Raw genomic sequence first — 20,715 nt, 5'->3', positions numbered from 1 at the left:
TATAAAGGAGGTTGTGTGGGTGTTTTTTGTGACATTTTATAAAAAATAGTTTCGTACGTCTTTATTGTGGATTATATTAATTTTCATATGTAGTTTTATAGGTAACTTACTAAAATATGGAGGCAAACAAAAAAGAGGTCCAGAAACATAAAAAGTTAAGACGAAACACGAAAGAATCTTGGAAAAGTGTTGTACATTTTTGAAGTGATTCATATGACTTGTTCGTGTTCAAACTTGTATGTCCCAAACCCCTCTTTAGGATTGGTGCCAAAATTATTTTGCAATACCTTCTTTATTTAATAAGTTTTCTAAGCCTTGTATTGCCTCTTCTTCATCTGGTCCGTCTACAATTAATTCGAACTCTGCGCCGTTTGCAAGACCAAGTGACATGACGCCCATAATCGACTTAACATTCACTTTCTTTTCTTTATATTTTAATTCTACTTCTGAAGAGTATCTACTCGCTTGTTGTACGAGTTGTGTTGCAGGTCGAGCATGTAGTCCAACATCTGCTGTAATTGTAAATTGTTTTGTAATCATCGCACATATTCCTTTCTACCATTATTTTATATTGTGTTCGACATCGTTGAAACATCTATAGTATTATAAGATTACCATAAAACTACAATTAATTATACTATTTGGAGGGTAAAATGAATAAAAGTCATAAAATAAAATTCCTCTCTGTCCTTATTCTTTCCATCTTTATTTTAACTTGGACATTTCAAATTGCAGTTTTGCATATGGAACCGCTATTAGATCAACTTACACAACCATTCGTTCCATTATTCGAACATACCATTGTTTATACTTTTTTTGCGAACATAACAGTATTAGGTTCTAAGAGCTGGCTCATCCCTTTTGTTATTATTATGAGTGTATGTTTCATCTTTTTATTCCGCTCCATCATCCCGACAGCTGTTTTGGTTAGTGCGATTATATCGAGTCATTTATTGAATAGAGGAATAAAACTTATCATTCAGAGAGAACGACCGAGCATTGAACCAACATTAGATGCGGTTGGGTTTAGTTTTCCATCTGGTCATGCAATGGTGCCGATTGTCTGCTATTTGTTAGTTGCATATTTTTTAACGAAAAAATGGCAACTAGATGGGGTGCGTCATTTCATTTATATTGTTGCGATAACATTCATAACGCTTATTGGAATTAGTCGATATATCATCCATGTCCACTTTTTAACAGATGTGATGGTTGGATATGGTTTAGGATATATGATATATATTGCCTTCGTTCGATTGTATGAAAAATCCGCGGAAGTTTTCAGAAAATAAACGCATTTTTTCATCGCCTATGATAAAATAAATATATGTAAAAAGGTAAAGGGGAGAAGCACGGTGGGAATAAAAGATATATTAGAGAAAGTGTTGCGTAAAGATCAAATTTCTACATCAGAATCAGAATTATATCGACATAGTCGTGACGAGTCATCACACGACCCTGTTTTACCAGATGTCGTCTGTTTTCCAGAATCGACAGAAGATATTCAACAAATTTTACATATTGCGAACGAACAGGTTGTAGCAGTTACGGCTTATGGCTTTGGTTCAGGATTAGAAGGGCAAGTAATTCCAATGGAAAAAGGGATATCTTTAAATTTAGAAAGAATGAATCAAGTGATCGAATTTTCGCCAGAAGATATGACGGTGACAGTTGAACCGGGAATTACGAGGACGATGTTAAATGAAAAAATAAATAAATATGGTTTACAATTTCCAATCGATCCAGGGGCAGATGCAACAATTGGCGGAATGGCAGCAACAAATGCGAGCGGTACGACAGCTGTTCGTTACGGTTCAATGCGAGATTGTATTCTTGATTTAGAAGTAGTTTTAGCGGACGGACGTGTCATTCATACTGGAACAAAAGCGAAGAAAACTTCTTCGGGATATAGTTTAACTGGACTTTTTACCGGTTCAGAGGGAACACTTGGGATTATTACGAAAATTACATTAAAATTATTCGGTATTCCAGAATATCTTATAGCGGCACGGTGCACATTCCCTACAGTGGAAGAATGTGCGGAAGGGGCATACGCGGTATTGGCGAATGACATTTCGATTACGAGAATGGAATTGGTCGATGATACGAGTATCAAAACTGTAAATGCTTATGGTGATTATACGTTTCCGGAACAACATTCCTTGTTCTTTGAGTTTGCAGGAACGAAAGATACGGTTGATGCACAAGTAGCAGTCGTGAAAGAATTAATGGAGGATATTGGCTGTGATAATTGGGCTGTTGCTACGACAACAAAAGAGCGGAATGAATTATGGCGTGCCCGACATGAAATGGCATATGCCTACCAACATCAGCAAGGGATTAGCTATTTCATTACAGACGTTTGTGTACCAATATCAAAATTACCGGTCATTATTCATTACACACGTGAATTAATGGATGGATACCATATTCATGGAGGAATTTTAGGCCATGTTGGAGACGGGAACTTCCATACATTTTTAACGTTTGAAAAAGAAAATGAAGAAGAAAAATCAAAAGTATTAGAAGTGACAGAAAAAATTGCTAGAAAAGCAATTGAACTAGGAGGAACTTGTACTGGCGAACATGGAGTAGGAATAGGAAAGAAAGCATTCCAACGCCAAGAACATGGAGATGCCGTGGATGTCATGAAGAGCATGAAACAAGTACTTGATCCAAGTAATATTTTAAACCCAGGTAAAATTTTTATGTAATCAAAAAGCGTCTATACATATAGGCGCTTTTTTGTAATGGTTTCATTCCAAATTTATTTATGGTAAAATTTCCTTTCAAATGATGTAGGAAATATCTATGTTTATATGTGTATGTAGAGGGTAAAAATTAGTGAGGTGGATTCATTGCGTAAATTAATTATAGAAAGCTTTATATATGGCGCTTTATTTTTTGGTATTGCTTATGTCGGGCGTTTGCCGTTACGTGATGTAACATTTTTAACACCTCTTCGCATCGCTATTGTGTTTGCGGTACTCTATTTCTTTTACGGATGGATTCGGTTAAAAACGCGAAAAGAAAGAAAAACACATAAGTTCTAATTCGAGTTTTGGAGGGTTTCTTTTGCAGAAAATTGTAAAGCAATCCATCTTGTTTGCTGTATTTTTTATTATTATATTAGCTGGGATGAAGTTGTTTTTAGGAAAACCATTAAAAATGGACATTATTTGGCAAGGTATTTTAACTGCATTTTTTTATTGGTTGTTTTTAACATTAGATAGACGGCATGATGAAAGGAAGAAAAACCGAAATGAAAAGCGATGATGCTTTCATTTCGGTTGTTTATTTATTTTTTACTTTTAGCAATCATGCCATTAACGTATTCAATAACTGCTTCTTTGTTACCTAAAATTTTTGCTTCACGTTCTTCATCATTTGCTACTTTTTGTTTTGCGCCTGTCAATACTTCTTCTGCTCTATCTTTTGGAATCACAACAACTCCATCTACATCCCCAACAATGATATCACCTGGGTTTACATGCATACCGCCACAAGAAATCGGAATATTCGTTGCACCAGGACCGTTTTTACTTCCAGAAGCAGTCGTCGTGTTGCGGACAAATACAGGGAAATTTAATCGTTTAATATCGATCACATCTCTCACTGCACCATCAACGACAAGTCCACCGAGTTCCATTGTTTGCATCATTGCAACGACAAAATCGCCGGCAACAGCACGGTAAGTATCTCCTTTTACATCAACGACTAAAATGTCTCCTTGTTTTGCTTCTTTTAAAGCGGTTAACAATGCTAAATTATCACCGACAGCGGTTTGCACAGTGAATGCTTCACCAGCAATCTTATATGTATCTTTCAAAGGTTTTATGTTGGGATCGATATTATTCAAACCTTTTAGTACGTCGGAAATGGCAGTTGTCGGTAATTCCTTTAATTGTTCTACAACAGATGGCATATAGAATTCTCCTTTATTTTCATAGTTTATTTTATTATAAACGAGAAATATTTGAAAAATCAATTAATTTGTTATAGAACAGAATGTCTTTTTTCGAAAAATGTACTTTGGAAAGAAGTTTATTTTCCTTTTTCCATTTCAAATACTTGGTCCACATCCTTGTCGCCACGCCCAGATAAGTTTACGATAATAATATCATCCGAGTCTAAATCTTTCGCTAATTTTGTAGCATAGGCAATAGCATGGGAGCTTTCTAATGCAGGAATAATTCCTTCAATACGAGAGAGTAATTTGAATGCTTCTAATGCTTCATCACCTGTTACCGCAACATATTCGGCACGCCCCGTTTGCTTTAGATAACTATGCTCTGGCCCAATTCCTGGGTAATCTAAACCAGCAGCAATCGAATAAGTTGGAGCTGGATTTCCATCCTCATCAAGCAATGTGAAACATTTGAATCCGTGTAGGACAGCTGGTACCCCTTCTGTCAATGTTGGGGCTTCTTTCGGCTCGACACCAATGAGGCGTACATTTTCATCGTCGATAAAGTGTGCAAATGCGCCGATCGCATTACTTCCACCACCAGCACAAGCGACGACAGCTGTTGGTAATTTTCCTTCTACCTCTAATATTTGTGCTTTTGCTTCCTCACTAATGATCGATTGGAAATGTTTGACCATCGATGGGAACGGATGTGGTCCAACGACAGAACCGATTAAATAAAATGTATGTGCATAGTTTTCGATTAAATCGTTTAATGCTGCATCAACAGCATCTTTTAAACGACCTTGTCCTGCAGTTACAGGGACAACCTCTGCACCGAGTAATTCCATGCGAAACACATTTAATGCTTGACGTTCCATATCTGTTTTTCCCATGTAGATGATACAAGGGATATTAAACATTGCACAAGCGGTAGCAGTTGCTACACCATGTTGTCCAGCGCCAGTTTCAGCAATAATTCTTGTTGCTCCCATTCTTTTTGCAAGTAAAATTTGCCCGATTACATTGTTGATTTTATGTGCACCAGTATGATTCAAATCTTCACGTTTTAAATAAATTTTGGCGCCACCAATTTTTTCTGTTAAATTTTTCGCAAATGTTAATGGATTATCGCGTCCGATAAAGTTTTTTGCATAATAATTAAATTCACTCTGGAATTCAGGGTCATCTTTATATGTTTCAAATGCTTCTGTTAATTGGTTCAATACTACTTGTAAATCTTCTGGAACATAACTTCCACCAAATTCACCAAATAAACCATTTGTCATTTTCACCACTCCTTTTTATGTACAAATTTTATTATAATGTAAAAGTAGGAAAATACCAATAATTCTGAAAGTTTTATGGAGACTTATGTATTGAGAAGTAAATTGATTTGTCACATTTTTTAGACTTATAGAAGGATAGAATTACAAAATATCATCGTTGTCCTGTAAATGGATTGTACTCTCCAAATCACGTTAGTTAATTGCTTATATCATCATCTTTTAGTTTTTGCTGGTTTTTTATATGTTCCTGGATTTGATTTTTGATTCTTCCTATTCTTCTACCTCACAACTTCCTGTTTCTATTTTGCGGGGGAGCTGATTGGGGTTTATGGTTGCGTTCTTGCTGGTTTGGGGTTGTATTCTTGCAACTTCGGGCCGTAATCTTGCAACTTTGGGTTGTATTCTTGCAACTTCATGCCGTAATCTTGCAACCTTGGGCTGTAATCTTGCAAGTTCGTGTTGTATTCTTGCAACTTTGGGTTGTATTCTTGCAACTTCATGCCGTAATCTTGCGACTTTGGGCTGCATTCTTGCAACTTCGTGTCGTAATCTTGCAACTTCGGGCTTTATTCTTGCAAGTTCGTGTTGTATTCTTGCAACTTCGTGCCGTAATCTTGCAACCTTGGGCTGTATTCTTGCAACTTCGGACCAGATTTTTGCAATTACCTAGTTTTCATATTTGTGCTTTTAATTTGTCCGGCGATCAAAAATCATTAAGCTACTTAGAACCTTCGGTAGTGCAGAGAAGTTTTCAAATGCTTAAAAAAAGCATCCTCCTTTCTTGCTGAAAATACAAGGAAGGAAGATGCTAATAAGACGATTGTAACTCTAGCTAGCAAAGCGCCAAAACGATGATGACGAATCTAGAATTATCTTTTCTATTTCCATGCCATTAAGATTCATTCGATAGTTTCAATAAATCTAGTACTTTAAAAAATAATCCTAATGCGATCGCAACGACTGTAGCTAGTCCCATTCCTGTTAAAGATGCTTCTCCAATTTGAAGGGATGCACCACTAATACCGATAACTAAGACGACACATGTTAAGATTAAGTTTTGTGATTTAGAATAATCAATTTTTGCTTCTACAAGCATACGAATCCCACTCGCAGCAATGATTCCGAATAACAATAATGAAATCCCACCCATGACAGGTGTTGGAATCGACTGAATTAAAGCTGCTAATTTTCCGATAAAGGATAGAAGGATCGCCATAATAGCTGCTATTCCAATGACATATGTGGAGTACACGCGAGTAATTGCTAGTACACCGATATTTTCACCATATGTTGTGTTAGGTGTAGAACCGAAGAAACTAGAAATCATCGTTGATACACCATTTCCAATGAAGGAACGATCAAGTCCAGGATCTTTTGTTAAATCTTTTCCGACGATGTTACTCGTGACGAATAAATGTCCGATATGTTCTGGTATTAAAACGAGTGCCGCTGGTAAAATGATCAGTGCCGCTGTCCAGTCAAATTTCATCGTATAAAACTCTGGTGTAGTAAGCCAAGTTGCTTTATCTACTGCTGATACATCAAGAATACCGAAGAAATAGGCGATAATATATCCTGCAGTAATTCCGAGCAAAATCGGAATAATTTTTAAAAAGCCACGCATCGTCACCCAAAACACTATCGTAAGTAATAAAGTTAACAATGCTACAAGGGCATCTGTCTTATCCATTACCCAATCTGCTGGTGCGTCTGCGGCTGGAATCCATCCCGCCATTTCTGCTGCAACCGGTACAAGTTCTAATCCAATTACTGCAACGATTGCTCCCATTGCTGCTGGTGGGAAAACAATGTCAATCCAGCTTGTCCCGATGAATTTAATTAATATACCGACAATCGTTAAAACGATACCGACGATTAAAAATCCACCGAGCGCATAACCGAATCCTTCTTCTCCATTATATTTCCCTAATACGACGAGGACAGGGGAGATAAATGCAAAACTTGAACCTAAATATGCAGGAATTTTCCCTTTCGTAATGAATAAATAAATTAATGTTCCGACCCCATTCATTAATAAAACAATTGCAGGGTTAATGCCGAATAAAATAGGAACTAAAACAGTGGAACCAAACATTGCGAATAAATGTTGGATACCTAATGGAACGCTCTGTTGTAATGGTGGGCGTTCATGTACTTGAATTTCTCCGTTCTTTGCCATCTTACTTCACTCCAATTATTATTTTTGAGTGAACGATTTTTTGCAAAAAAATACACCTCTCTCAAGGTGTATACATGTTGACGTTACAAAATATGTATCATTTCGTTCACCTTGTTAGCCTCACAGGACCAAATTAAAGGATAATTTCTATCCATTACTAATTGTACACATTCTATTGAAAATAACAACAAAGAATTGCTAGTTTAAAAATGTAAGGGATACATATATAATGAAACATAAGAGAATGGGAGGGAGTCTGTTGGATATAAAGAGAATTTTAGACAGCTTTACTAAAAGAGAACCGAGAATGATGGGAGAAAAACAATATCGACAGTCAGCTATTTTAATTCCATTAGTGGAACAAGCAGATGGAATCCATCTATTGTTTGAAGTTCGCTCCTATGACATGCGTAGTCAACCTGGGGATGTTTGTTTTCCAGGTGGGAAAATAGATGAAACAGATCGATCAGCAAAACATTGTGCGATACGTGAAACGACCGAAGAGTTAGGAATTTCGGCTTCAGAAGTAGAAGACGTCATTCCATTCGATTATATAATTTCAGATATTGGTACTTGTATTTATCCGTTCATCGGAAAAATTCGCTCACTTTCTAATATGAAAATGAATAAAGAGGAAGTAGCGGAAGTGTTTACAGTTCCGTTAACATATTTCTTGGAACACGCACCGGCAGTATATGACATCACCTTTCAACCAGTACCATCAGAAGATTTCCCGTATGAACTTATTCATGGTGGGAAAGATTATGATTGGCGACCGAGAGCGAAAAAAGAATACTTTTATCAATATGAAGATAAAGTTATCTGGGGATTGACAGCAAGAATTGTCAGGCATTTTGTAGAAATGATTCATGATGTAATGGTAGATGAAGAGGAAGCGATGAAATGAAAAAAGTACAATTTTTTACGAAAGAAAATTGTTTACTTTGTGATGAGGCGGAAGTGTTATTAGAAGCAATGCAAGCAGTATACCCATTTTTAATTGAAAAAATTGATATATATGAAGACGATGTATTGTTGGAAAAATATCAAATTGAAATTCCCGTTGTGAAGCTTGGGGACGTAGAGCTTAACAGTACACAGTTGACGTTTGAAAATTTGGAAGCAATGCTCCTTAAAAATGAAATGGAATAAAAGGATTGATTTAATTGTAAAAAATATGGTAATATAAAGATAATTATTTTTTACACTAAGTGGGTCGTAATTGTTCTCTGTAGGACAAAAATGTCCCGTAAGTATTTTAAAATTCAAAAGACTTTTAGTTAAAGGGTGTTTCCATGGAACAATTAATGCAATGGAAAAAAGCCGTATTCCCAGACCTATTAGAAAAAATGGCTCAACGTTACAATGTGCTCTACACAATTTCCTTACATGAACCTGTAGGGAGGAGAGCAATTGTAGATAGGTTGCGTTTGCCAGAAAGACTTATTCGCAATGAACTTGACACATTGCAACAATTAGGGTTCGTTACAAGTTCGACTAAAGGCATGCTCATGACAGCTGAAGGGAAAGATGCCATCATACAGCTCCATGATTATGTACGACAATTAAGTGGATTGACTATGTTAGAACAACATTTACAAGAAAAATTATCCTTGAAAAAAGTAATCGTCGTAGCTGGCAATAGTGATGAAGATATGTTTGTCAAACAAGAAATTGGGCGGGCAGCAGTTCATTATTTACAAACAATTATTCATAAAGATGTGTCCATTGCAGTGACAGGCGGGACGACAATGGCTGCTATTGCAGAAGCGATGGTTCCGTTTGACACATACCGCTGTTTATTTCTTCCGGCTCGTGGCGGAGTTGGCGAGAAGGTTGAAAACCAAGCGAATATGATTGCAGCAAAAATGGCAGAAAAAGAAAAAGGGACATACCGTTTATTACATGTACCAGACCCAATGAGTGAAACATTGTACCAGTCATTTGTAAATGAACTATCTGTTCAAGAGACCGTACAATTGATTCAAAAGGCAAATATCGTTATTCATGGTATAGGGCAAGCATTAACGATGGCAAAGCGGCGTCAAACGGAAGATACAGTGATTAATATGTTAGAAGAAAAAGATGCCTTAAGCGAAGCATTTGGTTATTATTTCGATAAAAAAGGGAATGTTGTACATAAGGTACGTACGATTGGATTGCAACTGGAAGATTTAACAGACGATAAACATGTTATTTCTGTTGCGGGTGGATGTGAAAAAGCAGATGCAATTGTATCTTACGTACAAAAGAAAAAAACAGATGTATTGATTACGGATGAAGCGGCAGCAAAAGAAATATTAAATATAAATAAATAGTGAAATTTTAAGGAGGAAATAAATATGACAGTAAAAGTAGGTATTAACGGATTTGGGAGAATTGGGCGTAATATTTTTAGACAGGCATTAAATGATGATGGATTTGATATTGTCGCAATTAACGATTTAACAGATGCCGAAATGTTAGCACATTTATTAAAATATGACTCTGTACATGGAAAATTAGATGCAACAGTTGAAGTAGACGGAAGCGATTTAGTTGTGAACGGAAAGAAAATTCATGTGTATTCAGAGTTTGATCCAGCAAATATCGGTTGGAAAAATCACGATGTTGAAGTGGTGATTGAATCAACAGGGCGTTTTACAAACCGTAAAGATGCAGCAAAGCATTTAGAAGCAGGGGCAAAGAAAGTAATCGTTTCTGCACCAGCTAGTGATGATGATTTTACTGTTGTGATGGGTGTGAACGAAGAAGAATATGATGCAGCAAACCATCATATTATTTCGAATGCATCTTGTACGACGAATTGTTTAGCACCATTTGCAAAAGTATTAGATGAAGCGTTTGGACTAAAACGTGGATTAATGACGACTATTCATGCTTATACGAACGATCAACAAATCTTAGATTTACCACATAAAGATTATCGTCGTGCACGTGCGGCTGCTGAAAACATTATTCCAACATCGACAGGGGCAGCGAAAGCAGTTGGAAAAGTGTTACCGAACTTAAATGGAAAATTAAACGGTATGGCAGTACGTGTCCCAGTATCTGATGGTTCTGTTGTAGATTTAGTTGCTGAATTAGATAAAAATGTAACAGCTGAAGACGTAAATGAGGCATTCAAAAATGCTGCAGAAGGAAACTTAAAAGGCATTTTAGCTTATACAGATGAACCAATCGTTTCAACAGATATCGTTGGAGATGCACATTCTTCTATTATTGATGGATTATCTACGATGGTATTAGAAGATAATATGGTGAAAGTCGTTTCTTGGTATGATAATGAAATGGGTTATTCTACACGCTGTGTCGACTTAGCGAAGTTTTTAAAAGAAAAGGGATTATAATTTCTAAAAAAGGCCATGCTACATCTTTCGGTTGCATGGCCTTTTTGTAATGAACTTTTTAGAAAATGAGGATTGAGAAGGAAAGAAAGTGTGGGACGTTTTTAGCCAGCGTGTTTCAATGGTGGTGCTTTATGGGTAAATGACTGAAAATTAATACTATTGTACTTTATCATTTTCACTATATTATATCGTTAGAATCTTGTATAATGAAAATGGAATAAAAAAACATATACGCAAATGAGCAAAGGAGCATTTTTTCTCAATGAATAAAAAATCATTAAAAGATATTCAACTTAAAGGAAAAAAAGTTTTTTGTCGTGTCGACTTAAACGTCCCGATGGAAGATGGGGCTGTCACAGATGACACGCGTGTTCGTGCTGTTTTACCGACAGTAAATTATTTAGTGGAGCAAGGTGCAAAGGTTATTTTAGCATCTCATTTCGGACGTCCAAAAGGAGAAGTAGTGGAAGGGCTTCGACTAGATCCAGTTGCGAAAAAACTTTCGGAACTTTTACATAAAGATGTTGTAAAAGCAAATACTGTTTACGGACCAGAAGTAGACGAAAAAATTCGTGCATTACAAGAAGGCGATATTTTATTATTAGAAAATGTTCGTTTCGAAAAAGGGGAAGAAACAAATGATCCTGAATTAATCGAAGCATTTGCGAACATGGCGGACATATATGTGAATGATGCATTTGGTACAGCACATCGTGCACATGCATCTACTGCAGGAGTTGCAGAAAAATTACCAGCAGTTGCAGGATTTTTAATGGAAAAAGAAATCGAAGTATTAGGAAATGCATTAGCAAGTCCGAAACGTCCATTTACAGCAATTATTGGTGGATCAAAAGTAAAAGACAAAATTAATGTCATTGACAATTTATTAGATAAAGTGGACAACTTAATTATTGGCGGGGGATTAGCTTGTACGTTTTTAAAAGCGAAAGGCTATGAAATCGGCAACTCATTATTAGAAGAAGATAAAATAGATTTAGCGAAAAGTTTCATGAAAAAAGCAGAAGAAAAAGGCGTTCATTTTTATATGCAAACAGATGCTGTCATTGCGGATGCATTTAGTAAAGATGCAAATGTAAAAAATGTACAAGCAGATGAAATTGAACAAGGTTGGATGTGTTTAGATATTGGACCTGAAACAGCTAACACATACCGTGAAGTGATTGCTAACTCTGCTTTAATCGTTTGGAATGGACCAATGGGTGTATTTGAAATGGAACCTTTTGCAAATGGAACGAAAGCAGTTGCAGAAGCATTAGCGGATACAGATGGGTATTCCGTTATCGGTGGCGGAGATTCTGCTGCTGCGGTTGAAAAGTTTGGTGTAGCTGACAAAATGAATCACGTATCAACTGGTGGAGGGGCTTCTTTAGAATTTATGGAAGGAAAAGCACTCCCAGGTGTTGTAGCATTAGACGATAAATAATAATTAGGAGTGTTCAAAATGCGAAACGTAGTAATTGCAGGAAACTGGAAAATGAACAAAACGACAAAAGAAGTGGAAGCATTTGTGGAAGCAGTGAAAACTGTCCACACGAATGAACAAACAGAAGCGATTGTTTGTGCACCATTTCCATACTTATCACTTTTAGTGTCTCAATTAGAAGGGACAAATGTAAAGGTAGCTGCACAAACGATGCATGAAGCAGAAAACGGTGCATTTACAGGTGAAGTAAGTCCAGTTATGTTACAAGATATCGGTGTGACACATGTTGTAATTGGACACTCAGAACGTCGTGAATATTATAATGAAACAGACGAATCTGTAAATAAAAAAACTCATGCGGCATTTGCTCACGATTTAACTCCCATCGTATGTGTCGGTGAAACATTAGAACAACGTGAAGCGAATGAAACGTTACAACATATTGAAGCACAAGTAACGAAAGCATTAGAAGGTTTAACAGAAGAACAAGTAACAGAAACAATTATCGCTTATGAGCCCATTTGGGCGATTGGAACAGGAAAAACAGCTTCGAGTGAAGATGCGAATGAAGTATGTCGTCATGTACGCAATGTTATTCAGAAAAACTTCTCTGAAGCAACAGCAGAAAAAACAGTCATTCAATATGGTGGAAGTGTAAAACCTGCGAACATCGTAGAATTATTACAACAATCTGATATAGACGGTGCATTAGTTGGTGGAGCGAGTTTAGAAGCAGATTCATTCATACAACTAGTGGAGGCAGGGAATAAGGAATGAGAGAGAAACTTGCAGCATTAATTATATTAGATGGATTTGGTTTACGAGGAAATAAACATGGGAATGCAGTAGCACAAGCGAATAAACCTAATTTTGATCGCTACTGGAATACTTATGCACATAATGAATTACACGTAAGTGGTGAATCAGTAGGCTTACCTGATGGCCAAATGGGAAACTCTGAAGTTGGGCATTTAAACATTGGGGCTGGCCGTATCGTATATCAAAGTTTAACGCGAATTAATAAAGCAATTGTGGAAGGTGATTTTTTTCAAAAAGAAGCATTTCTACAAGCGATCGAACAAGTGAAAGCGAACAATAGTGCATTACATTTATTCGGACTTTTATCTGATGGTGGCGTACATAGTCATATGAATCACTTATTTGCACTTTTACAATTAGCGAAAGAAAAAGGTGTAGAAAAAGTGTATGTACACGGATTTTTAGATGGTCGTGATGTTGGTCCAACGACGGCTCTACCATATATTGAACAGACCGAAGAAAAAATGAAAGAAATTGGTGTTGGTCAATTTGCAACGATTTCCGGTCGTTATTACGCAATGGACCGTGATAAACGTTGGGAACGTGTGAAATTAGCATATGATGCCATTCGTTATGGAAAAGGACCGACTTATAATGATGCAAAAGCAATTGTGGAAGCTTCCTATGAACAAGATATTCACGATGAGTTCGTTATTCCATCAGTCGTTATGACAGAGGAGGGTAAACCGGTCGGTACAGTACAAAATGACGATGCGATTATTTTCTTCAATTTTAGGCCAGACCGTGCGATTCAATTATCACAAGCATTTGCAAACGATGATTTTACTGCATTTGACATCGGTGGGACATTAGAAAATATTGCCTTTGTACAAATGACGGAATTCAGCGATACTATTCAAGGAACAGTAGCATTTGAAACGGTGAACTTAACGAACACTATCGGGGAAGTATTAGCGAAAAATAATCTTCGTCAATTGCGAATTGCCGAAACAGAAAAATATCCACATGTTACATATTTCATGAGCGGTGGACGTGAAGAAACTTTTACAGGTGAAAAACGCATATTAATTGATTCGCCAAAAGTTGCAACATATGATTTACAGCCGGAAATGAGTGCATATGAAGTGACAGATGCACTATTACAAGAAATCGATGAAGGGGAGATTGAAGCGATTATTTTAAACTTTGCAAACCCTGATATGGTCGGACATTCTGGCATGTTAGAACCGACGATTAAATCGATTGAAGTGGTCGATGAATGTTTAGGAAAAATCGTGGATAAAATTACGGAACTCGGTGGCGCAGCAATTATTACAGCGGATCACGGTAATGCAGATGAAGTAACGACGGATGCAGGAGAGCCAATGACGGCACATACAACAAATCCTGTACCTGTAATCGTGACAAAGGATGGCATTACATTACGTGACGGTGGTATTTTAGCAGATCTTGCACCGACGATGTTAGATCTTTTGCAAGTGGAACAACCAGTAGAAATGACAGGAAAATCATTGCTGGAAAAATAATGCTTATGTCCATTAAGCCGTGTATAGAAATTTTAAAAAGCTTCGTGTATGTGACGGTATGTATCCACATGACAGAAGAAAAAGTACACAGAAATTTGGACTTGATCACATAATAAGATACTTTTGAAGGAGAGAAAAGTTATGCCATTTATTACAGATGTTTACGCAAGAGAAGTGTTAGACTCAAGAGGAAATCCAACAGTCGAAGTAGAAGTGTTAACCGAATCAGGTGCATTTGGAGCAGCATTAGTGCCGAGCGGTGCATCAACTGGGGAATATGAAGCAGTTGAATTACGTGATGGTGATAAAGACCGCTACTTAGGTAAAGGTGTTTTAAAGGCAGTTGAAAATGTAAATGAAAAAATTGGTCCGGAATTAATCGGGATTGACGTAACTCGCCAAAATATTATTGATGCAATTATGATTGAATTAGATGATACGCCGAATAAGAGCAATCTAGGTGCGAATGCAATTTTGGGTGTATCAATGGCAGCGGCACATGCAGCAGCTTCCTATTTACAAATTCCTTTATACAATTATTTAGGTGGATTCAACGCAAATGTTTTACCAGTTCCAATGATGAACATTTTAAACGGTGGCGAACACGCAGACAATAACGTAGACATTCAAGAATTTATGGTAATGCCTGTTTCAGCACCTACATTTAAAGAAGCATTACGTGTTGGAGCAGAAATTTTCCACGCATTAAAAGCAGTTTTACAAGATAAAGGATTAAACACCGCTGTAGGGGACGAAGGTGGATTTGCACCAAACTTATCTTCGAATGAGGAAGCATTAGAAACAATTGCACAGGCGATTGAGCGTGCAGGATATAAAGTTGGGGAAGAAGTTCAGCTAGCGATGGATGTTGCATCTTCAGAATTTTACAAAGATGGTAAATACCATTTTGAAGGAGAAGGTGTTGTACGTACATCAGAGGAAATGGTTGATTGGTATGAAGAGTTAGTAGAAAAATACCCAATTATTTCTATTGAAGATGGTTTAGATGAAAACGACTGGGAAGGTCATAAATTATTAACAGACCGTATCGGTGACCGTGTTCAATTAGTAGGAGACGATTTATTCGTTACAAACACGGAAAAATTAGCGAAAGGGATCGAGCAAGGCGTTGGAAACTCTATCTTAATTAAAGTGAACCAAATCGGTACATTAACAGAAACATTCGAAGCAATTGAAATGGCAAAACGTGCAGGATATACAGCAGTTATTTCACACCGTTCAGGTGAAACAGAAGATGCGACGATTGCAGATATTGCGGTTGCAACAAATGCTGGTCAAATTAAAACAGGTGCACCATCTCGTACAGATCGTGTAGCAAAATACAATCAATTATTACGTATTGAAGATGAATTATCAGGTATTGGTGAGTATGCAGGATGGGATGCATTTTATAATGTGAAGTAAAATAACGGGAAAAGACATGGTCTAAATGGCCATGTCTTTTTTACTGTATACGATCGTTTGAAATACAATTGTAATATAGTGACAATCTTTCTGTTATCTCTCTATGTTATAATCGGTTAAGTAAATCAAGAAGAAAGCGATAATATTTAAGCATAACAAAGGAGCGGAATTTCTTGAAGAAACTAACTATTTACTTGCTCGCAGTAGTATTACTAGTGAGTGGACTGTTCACGATACCTTTAGAGGCGAATGCAAGTAAAAAAGAATTAAATGACGTTCAAGATGAGCGTAAAGAGGTAAAAGAAGAATTATCTAAAAAAGAATCTGAGCTTGTAGAAGTGCTAGATGACATAGCAGCATTACATAAAGAAGTAGCAGGTATTGAACAAAAAATAACTGCAAGTGAAGCAGAAATAGCTGAGAAAAACGATAAAATTATCGAGTATGAAGCGGAATTTGTTCAACTAGCTGAAAAAGTTGAAAAAATTAATAAACGAATCGATAAACGCCAAGAAATTTTAAAAGATCGTATCATTGCTTACCAAGAAAACGGTGGCGACATTAGCTATTTAGAAGTTTTATTTAATGCTAAAGACTTCAATGAATTCATTAGTCGTGTCAATTCTGTATCAACGATTACAAACGCAGATAAGCAACTAATAGAAGAACATGAAGCAGATCGTCAAGAAGTGGAAGACATTCAAGAGGAAATTACAGACAAAATAGATAAGCAAGAAGCTTTAGTTGATGAATTAGAAGAGCAAAAAGCAGAAGTTGTTGCACAGAAGGACGAATTAAAAAGCTCTGAAAAATCGTTAAAAGATAAAGAAACTACATTAGAGAAAGAGAAACAAAAATTAGGTAGTGAAGATAGTAAATTAGCAAGCATTGAACAACAATATCGTGATGAAATTGAAGCGGAAAAAGCGAAAGCGGCTAAAGAGCAAAAAGCAGAAGAAACAAAAGTTGCGACAGCTGCTAAAAAAGAGAAGGCACCAGCTTCATCAGATACACCGAAGCAAGCTGCTACAAGTGAAACACCGAAAAAACCATCTAGTAATCAAGGTAAGAAAGAGCCAGAACCGTCTACTGGAAAGTCATTTACAGTAGAGGCGACTGCATATGGCCCTGACTGTTCAGGATGTTCTGGTGTTTCAGCTACTGGAATGGATTTAAAACAAAAACCTACACCAAAAGTAATTGCGGTTGATCCAAGTGTTATTCCACTAGGATCAAAAGTTTGGGTAGAAGGTTATGGAACTGCGATTGCTGCTGATACAGGTGGCGCAATCAAAGGGAAGAAAATCGATGTTCTCTACCCGTCGGAGAAGTCTGCATATAGTTGGGGAAGAAGAACGGTTCGTGTGAAAATTTTAAATTAATTAAGTAAAGAACTTGAGACGTACTTTTATTAAGTCTCAAGTTCTTTTTTTGTACATTTATCTCATATTTAAAACAGATGACGATAAGAGAAACGAATATCAGGCAATTATGATATACTATAGATGTAATTAAATATTGGAGCTTTAGGTGCAATATTGGAAAGTATATTATCCTTTATTGCTTAAAAGGGAAGATCGGTGTAATTCCGACGCTGTCCCGCAACTGTGATACGGAGCAACTCACGAATACCACTGCTTTTTATAAAAATAAAAAGTGGGAAGGTGTGAGAAGCGATGAAGTGAAGCCAGGAGACCTGCCTAATAATGCTCAACAAATTTCCTACGGAGGATAGGAGGTGTGTGGAACGGTTCAAACATAGGGAAATTCCTATGCTTCTTTTGGATTGCTTTTTACAACAACCTGCATCTTCGCAAGGTTGTTTTTTTACGTGAAGGAGGGAAAGGGAATGAAAGGAACTGTCAGCTATTATGTAGAAGCATTACAAACAAATGTGATGAATCGTTTAGTTGAAAATGAAACAACATCTTTACAAGCTACGTATGAACAATTATGGAATGAAATTGAATTAGCTGAGGAAAATTTACAAGCTACGTATAAAGAAAATTTAACGAAAGCATATACAATTGTTCGAAATGCGATGACATTTGTCGAACGCGATGAAGTAATTGTATAATATGAACAGAAATTAAGGAGGTGGTGGGCTTCACCACCTTTTTTTATGTATTTGAATACCCCTGTTACTGCTGGGGGTTCTAAGTAGCCTGATGATTTTGATCGCCTTGTAAATTTATAGTACAAATAATATGGAAAGTAGGTAGTTGCAAGAATGTGAGTTGAAGTTGCAAGAATACGGGTCGGAGTTGCAAGAATGCAGGTCGAAGTTGCAAGAATACGGGTCGAAGTTGCAAGAATATGGGTAGAAGTTGCAAGAATATGGGTAGAAGTTGCAAGAATGTGAGTAGAAGTTGCAAGAATGTGAGTTGAAGTTGCAAGAATGTGAGTAGAAGTTGCAAGAATACGGGTCGAAGTTGCAAGAAAGCAGGTCGAAGTTGCAAGAAAGCAGGTCGAAGTTGCAAGAATACGGGTCGAAGTTGCAAGAAAGCAGGACGAAGTTGCAAGAATACGGGTCGAAGTTGCAAGAATATGGGTCGGAGTTGCAAGAAAGCAGGCCGAAGTTGCAAGAAAACATGCCAAAGTTGCAAGAATCTAACCCGAAGCTACAAGAACCCAACCCCAAACCGTAAGGACCCAACCATAAAGCTCAATCCTCTCCCCAACAAAATGGAAAAAGGAAGTTTTCGCGTAGAAAATATTTTTGGACAAAGTAGGAAAAACAAACATCAAATCCAAGAATATATAGGAATTCAGTTAAAAGATAATGATATAAGCGATCAACTACATTTACGGGATAATGAAATAAAAGAGCAATAAGCGAATCTTAAAGAATCTGTTCGTGGATATGTGGTGCAGAAGGGAGAACGTTCAATGAGACTTTTAGGCTGAGGCCTGTCATAAAGGCTTTCGGTCTCAGGGCAAACCACCATTTCACACTATTAGCTTCGGTAATATATGTCCATCCTAGTCTGTTAGCGAAAAAGGACTTAGACGTATTCCTTAGAAGAAAGTATTCTACAACAAACTATCAGATCATTTTTTAACTAGTACTTTAAAATAATCGCCCTTTTCTGACAATTCACATTTCATGTACGGTATAATGAAGAAAAGGAGGCGGAGATGATGCAATATGATGTCATTGTTATTGGTGCAGGACTAGCAGGACTCGTTACAACGACAGAACTTGCAGCAAAAGGAAAGAAAGTATTACTACTAGATCAAGAAGGCCCCCAATCATTAGGAGGTCAAGCTTGGTGGTCTTTCGGTGGACTTTTTTTAGTCGATTCTCCTGAACAACGTCGTATGGGGATAAAAGATTCACATGAACTAGCGTGGCAAGATTGGCTCGGCACGGCGGGTTATGATCGCTTAGAAACAGAGGACAAATATGGATTTAAATGGGCGAAACGCTATGTGCATTTTGCAAAAGAGGAAAAACGATCATGGCTTCATGAAAAAGGAGTTCGCTTTTTTCCTGTCGTTGGGTGGGCTGAGCGAGGTGGCTATTTAGCTGAAGGACACGGAAACTCTGTACCAAGATTTCATATTACTTGGGGAACAGGCCCAGGACTTGTCCAACCTTTCGTATCTCTTTTACATAAACAGATGGATGAAAATCTCGTTACATATAAACCAAGGCACCAAGTTGATCAGCTCATTGAAAGGGAACATAAAATTACAACAGTACAAGGGTCCGTTTTAGAAAACGATCATGCTGAAAGAGGGAGGGAAACGACACGTAAAACGATTGGTGAATTTTCATATGAAGCAGCAGCTATTGTAATTGCTAGTGGTGGAATTGGAGCGAATTTCGAAGCGATTCGAAAAAATTGGCCGCAATCATTAGGTAATGCCCCTAAAAATATGATATCAGGAGTACCAAAACATGTCGATGGCCGAATGCTTTCTATCACGGAGCAAGCTGGTGGGAAAATTGTAAACCGAGATCGTATGTGGCATTATACGGAAGGGATTAGAAACTGGGCACCAATCTGGGAAAATCATGGCATCCGAATCCTTCCAGGACCATCTTCTTTATGGTTGGATGCAGAAGGGAATCGTTTTAAAGCGCCAAATTTTCCGGGATTTGACACACTTGGAACATTAAAAGCTATTATGGATACAGGGTATGATTATTCATGGTTTATTTTAACGAAAGATATTATTGAAAAGGAATTTGCTTTATCTGGTAGTGAACAAAATCCTGATTTAACTGGAAAGAGCATTGCGAAAGTGTTGCAACGAATATTGCCAGGCCCACCAACACCGGTTCAAAATTTTATTGATTATGGGGAAGACTTCATTGTTGCAGATTCTATAGAAAACTTAGTTATTAGCATGAATAAACTAATTGGACATAAAAAACTATCCATACAAAAGGTGCGCGCACAAGTAGAAGCAAGAGACCGAGCATTAATGAACAATTTTACGAAAGACTTACAAATTGTTGCAATGCACGGTGCACGTCATTATATTGGGGATAAGTTAATCCGAACGGCAAAACCACACCGCTTACTTGACCAAAAACATGGTCCTCTTATAGCGGTAAAGCTAAATATTTTAAGTCGGAAAACATTAGGTGGATTGCAAACAGATATAGAAGGAAAAGTGCTCCAAAAAAATGGAGTTCCTTTTGATAACGTCTATGCGGCGGGAGAAGTAGCAGGTTTTGGTGGTGGTGGATTACATGGATATCGCTCTTTAGAGGGGACATTTTTAGGGGGATGTTTATTTACAGGAAAAACAGTCGCGGAATCGATTGCAAAAAATGATCACTAAACGGATGGAGATGAAATA

At 37.2% G+C, this 20,715-nt stretch carries 21 protein-coding genes and 1 riboswitch; of the genes, 16 read left to right on the top strand and 5 right to left on the bottom strand.

Features of this window, described 5'->3' with window-relative positions; genetic code table 11:
- Nucleotides 1-273: 273 nt before the first annotated feature.
- The gene (locus SPD45_RS03500) at nucleotides 274-540 is read right to left on the bottom strand and encodes a phosphocarrier protein HPr (RefSeq protein WP_336266284.1); all 267 of its coding nucleotides are present in this window, start codon (nucleotides 538-540) and stop codon (nucleotides 274-276) included.
- 113 nt (nucleotides 541-653) lie between these two features.
- Here SPD45_RS03500 and SPD45_RS03495 point away from each other — a divergent pair, with 113 nt between their 5' ends.
- The 4 genes from SPD45_RS03495 to SPD45_RS03480 all read left to right on the top strand — a co-directional run bounded on the left by SPD45_RS03495 (nucleotide 654) and on the right by SPD45_RS03480 (nucleotide 3,276).
- Complete coding sequence (locus SPD45_RS03495) at nucleotides 654-1,292, top strand: phosphatase PAP2 family protein (protein ID WP_336266283.1); 639 nt, start codon at nucleotides 654-656, stop codon at nucleotides 1,290-1,292.
- Nucleotides 1,293-1,355: 63 nt separating this feature from the next.
- Nucleotides 1,356-2,714 carry an FAD-binding oxidoreductase gene (locus SPD45_RS03490; RefSeq protein ID WP_336266282.1) on the top strand — a complete coding sequence of 453 codons (1,359 nt, stop codon included), beginning with the start codon at nucleotides 1,356-1,358 and terminating at the stop codon, nucleotides 2,712-2,714.
- Nucleotides 2,715-2,858: 144 nt separating this feature from the next.
- Nucleotides 2,859-3,053, top strand: coding sequence for a hypothetical protein (locus SPD45_RS03485; RefSeq protein ID WP_336266281.1), 195 nt, complete (start codon nucleotides 2,859-2,861; stop codon nucleotides 3,051-3,053).
- A gap of 22 nt (nucleotides 3,054-3,075) precedes the next feature.
- Complete coding sequence (locus tag SPD45_RS03480; protein ID WP_336266280.1) at nucleotides 3,076-3,276, top strand: hypothetical protein; 201 nt, start codon at nucleotides 3,076-3,078, stop codon at nucleotides 3,274-3,276.
- A gap of 22 nt (nucleotides 3,277-3,298) precedes the next feature.
- Here the strand turns inward: SPD45_RS03480 and SPD45_RS03475 are convergent, their stop codons facing one another.
- The 4 genes from SPD45_RS03475 to uraA all read right to left on the bottom strand — a co-directional run bounded on the left by SPD45_RS03475 (nucleotide 3,299) and on the right by uraA (nucleotide 7,375).
- Entirely contained in the window at nucleotides 3,299-3,925 is a 627-nt protein-coding gene (locus SPD45_RS03475; RefSeq protein ID WP_336266278.1) for an RraA family protein, read from the bottom strand.
- Between the two features lie 119 nt (nucleotides 3,926-4,044).
- On the bottom strand, nucleotides 4,045-5,196 hold the full coding sequence (gene trpB / locus SPD45_RS03470; RefSeq protein WP_336266277.1) for a tryptophan synthase subunit beta: 1,152 nt from the start codon (nucleotides 5,194-5,196) through the stop codon (nucleotides 4,045-4,047).
- Between the two features lie 326 nt (nucleotides 5,197-5,522).
- Entirely contained in the window at nucleotides 5,523-5,753 is a 231-nt protein-coding gene (locus SPD45_RS03465) for a hypothetical protein (RefSeq protein ID WP_336266276.1), read from the bottom strand.
- Between the two features lie 335 nt (nucleotides 5,754-6,088).
- Nucleotides 6,089-7,375: a uracil permease gene (uraA, locus tag SPD45_RS03460; RefSeq protein ID WP_336266275.1), complete on the bottom strand. Its 1,287-nt coding sequence runs from the start codon at nucleotides 7,373-7,375 to the stop codon at nucleotides 6,089-6,091.
- Nucleotides 7,376-7,634: 259 nt separating this feature from the next.
- Between uraA and SPD45_RS03455 the strand changes: the two genes are divergently transcribed.
- The 12 genes from SPD45_RS03455 (at nucleotide 7,635) to SPD45_RS03400 (ending at nucleotide 20,697) form a co-directional block, all read left to right on the top strand.
- Complete coding sequence (locus SPD45_RS03455; RefSeq protein ID WP_336266274.1) at nucleotides 7,635-8,282, top strand: NUDIX hydrolase; 648 nt, start codon at nucleotides 7,635-7,637, stop codon at nucleotides 8,280-8,282.
- Nucleotides 8,279-8,527, top strand: a complete 249-nt coding sequence (locus tag SPD45_RS03450) for a glutaredoxin family protein (protein ID WP_336266273.1) — start codon at nucleotides 8,279-8,281, stop codon at nucleotides 8,525-8,527. Before SPD45_RS03455 ends, SPD45_RS03450 begins: the two co-directional genes overlap by 4 nt.
- A 143-nt stretch (nucleotides 8,528-8,670) precedes the next feature.
- Entirely contained in the window at nucleotides 8,671-9,693 is a 1,023-nt protein-coding gene (locus tag SPD45_RS03445; protein WP_336266272.1) for a sugar-binding transcriptional regulator, read from the top strand.
- Nucleotides 9,694-9,717: 24 nt separating this feature from the next.
- Complete coding sequence (gene gap / locus SPD45_RS03440) at nucleotides 9,718-10,725, top strand: type I glyceraldehyde-3-phosphate dehydrogenase (RefSeq protein ID WP_336266270.1); 1,008 nt, start codon at nucleotides 9,718-9,720, stop codon at nucleotides 10,723-10,725.
- A gap of 262 nt (nucleotides 10,726-10,987) precedes the next feature.
- A complete protein-coding gene (locus SPD45_RS03435; protein ID WP_336266268.1) occupies nucleotides 10,988-12,169 on the top strand; it encodes a phosphoglycerate kinase in 1,182 nt (393 codons plus the stop codon).
- 18 nt (nucleotides 12,170-12,187) lie between these two features.
- The gene (gene tpiA, locus SPD45_RS03430) at nucleotides 12,188-12,946 is read left to right on the top strand and encodes a triose-phosphate isomerase (RefSeq protein WP_336266267.1); all 759 of its coding nucleotides are present in this window, start codon (nucleotides 12,188-12,190) and stop codon (nucleotides 12,944-12,946) included.
- Complete coding sequence (gpmI, locus tag SPD45_RS03425; protein WP_336266266.1) at nucleotides 12,943-14,475, top strand: 2,3-bisphosphoglycerate-independent phosphoglycerate mutase; 1,533 nt, start codon at nucleotides 12,943-12,945, stop codon at nucleotides 14,473-14,475. Before tpiA ends, gpmI begins: the two co-directional genes overlap by 4 nt.
- 141 nt (nucleotides 14,476-14,616) lie before the next feature.
- Entirely contained in the window at nucleotides 14,617-15,900 is a 1,284-nt protein-coding gene (gene eno, locus SPD45_RS03420; protein WP_336266263.1) for a phosphopyruvate hydratase, read from the top strand.
- Nucleotides 15,901-16,073: 173 nt separating this feature from the next.
- Nucleotides 16,074-17,282: a PcsB-like coiled-coil domain-containing protein gene (locus SPD45_RS03415; RefSeq protein ID WP_336266260.1), complete on the top strand. Its 1,209-nt coding sequence runs from the start codon at nucleotides 16,074-16,076 to the stop codon at nucleotides 17,280-17,282.
- 129 nt (nucleotides 17,283-17,411) lie between these two features.
- Nucleotides 17,412-17,618, top strand: a riboswitch (cobalamin riboswitch).
- A 131-nt stretch (nucleotides 17,619-17,749) separates the two neighbouring features.
- The gene (locus tag SPD45_RS03410; RefSeq protein ID WP_336266258.1) at nucleotides 17,750-17,977 is read left to right on the top strand and encodes a hypothetical protein; all 228 of its coding nucleotides are present in this window, start codon (nucleotides 17,750-17,752) and stop codon (nucleotides 17,975-17,977) included.
- 334 nt (nucleotides 17,978-18,311) lie between these two features.
- The gene (locus SPD45_RS03405) at nucleotides 18,312-18,548 is read left to right on the top strand and encodes a hypothetical protein (protein ID WP_336266256.1); all 237 of its coding nucleotides are present in this window, start codon (nucleotides 18,312-18,314) and stop codon (nucleotides 18,546-18,548) included.
- A 493-nt stretch (nucleotides 18,549-19,041) separates the two neighbouring features.
- A complete protein-coding gene (locus SPD45_RS03400; RefSeq protein ID WP_336266255.1) occupies nucleotides 19,042-20,697 on the top strand; it encodes an FAD-binding dehydrogenase in 1,656 nt (551 codons plus the stop codon).
- Nucleotides 20,698-20,715: the final 18 nt, after the last annotated feature.

Source organism: Pseudogracilibacillus sp. SO10305, assembly GCF_037072005.1.
In the GTDB taxonomy this organism is placed as follows: Bacteria; Bacillota; Bacilli; order Bacillales; family Amphibacillaceae; genus Pseudogracilibacillus; species Pseudogracilibacillus intestinigallinarum.
Note: the sequence above shows the minus strand (reverse complement) of the source record. Positions and strands in the feature narration are given on the sequence as shown.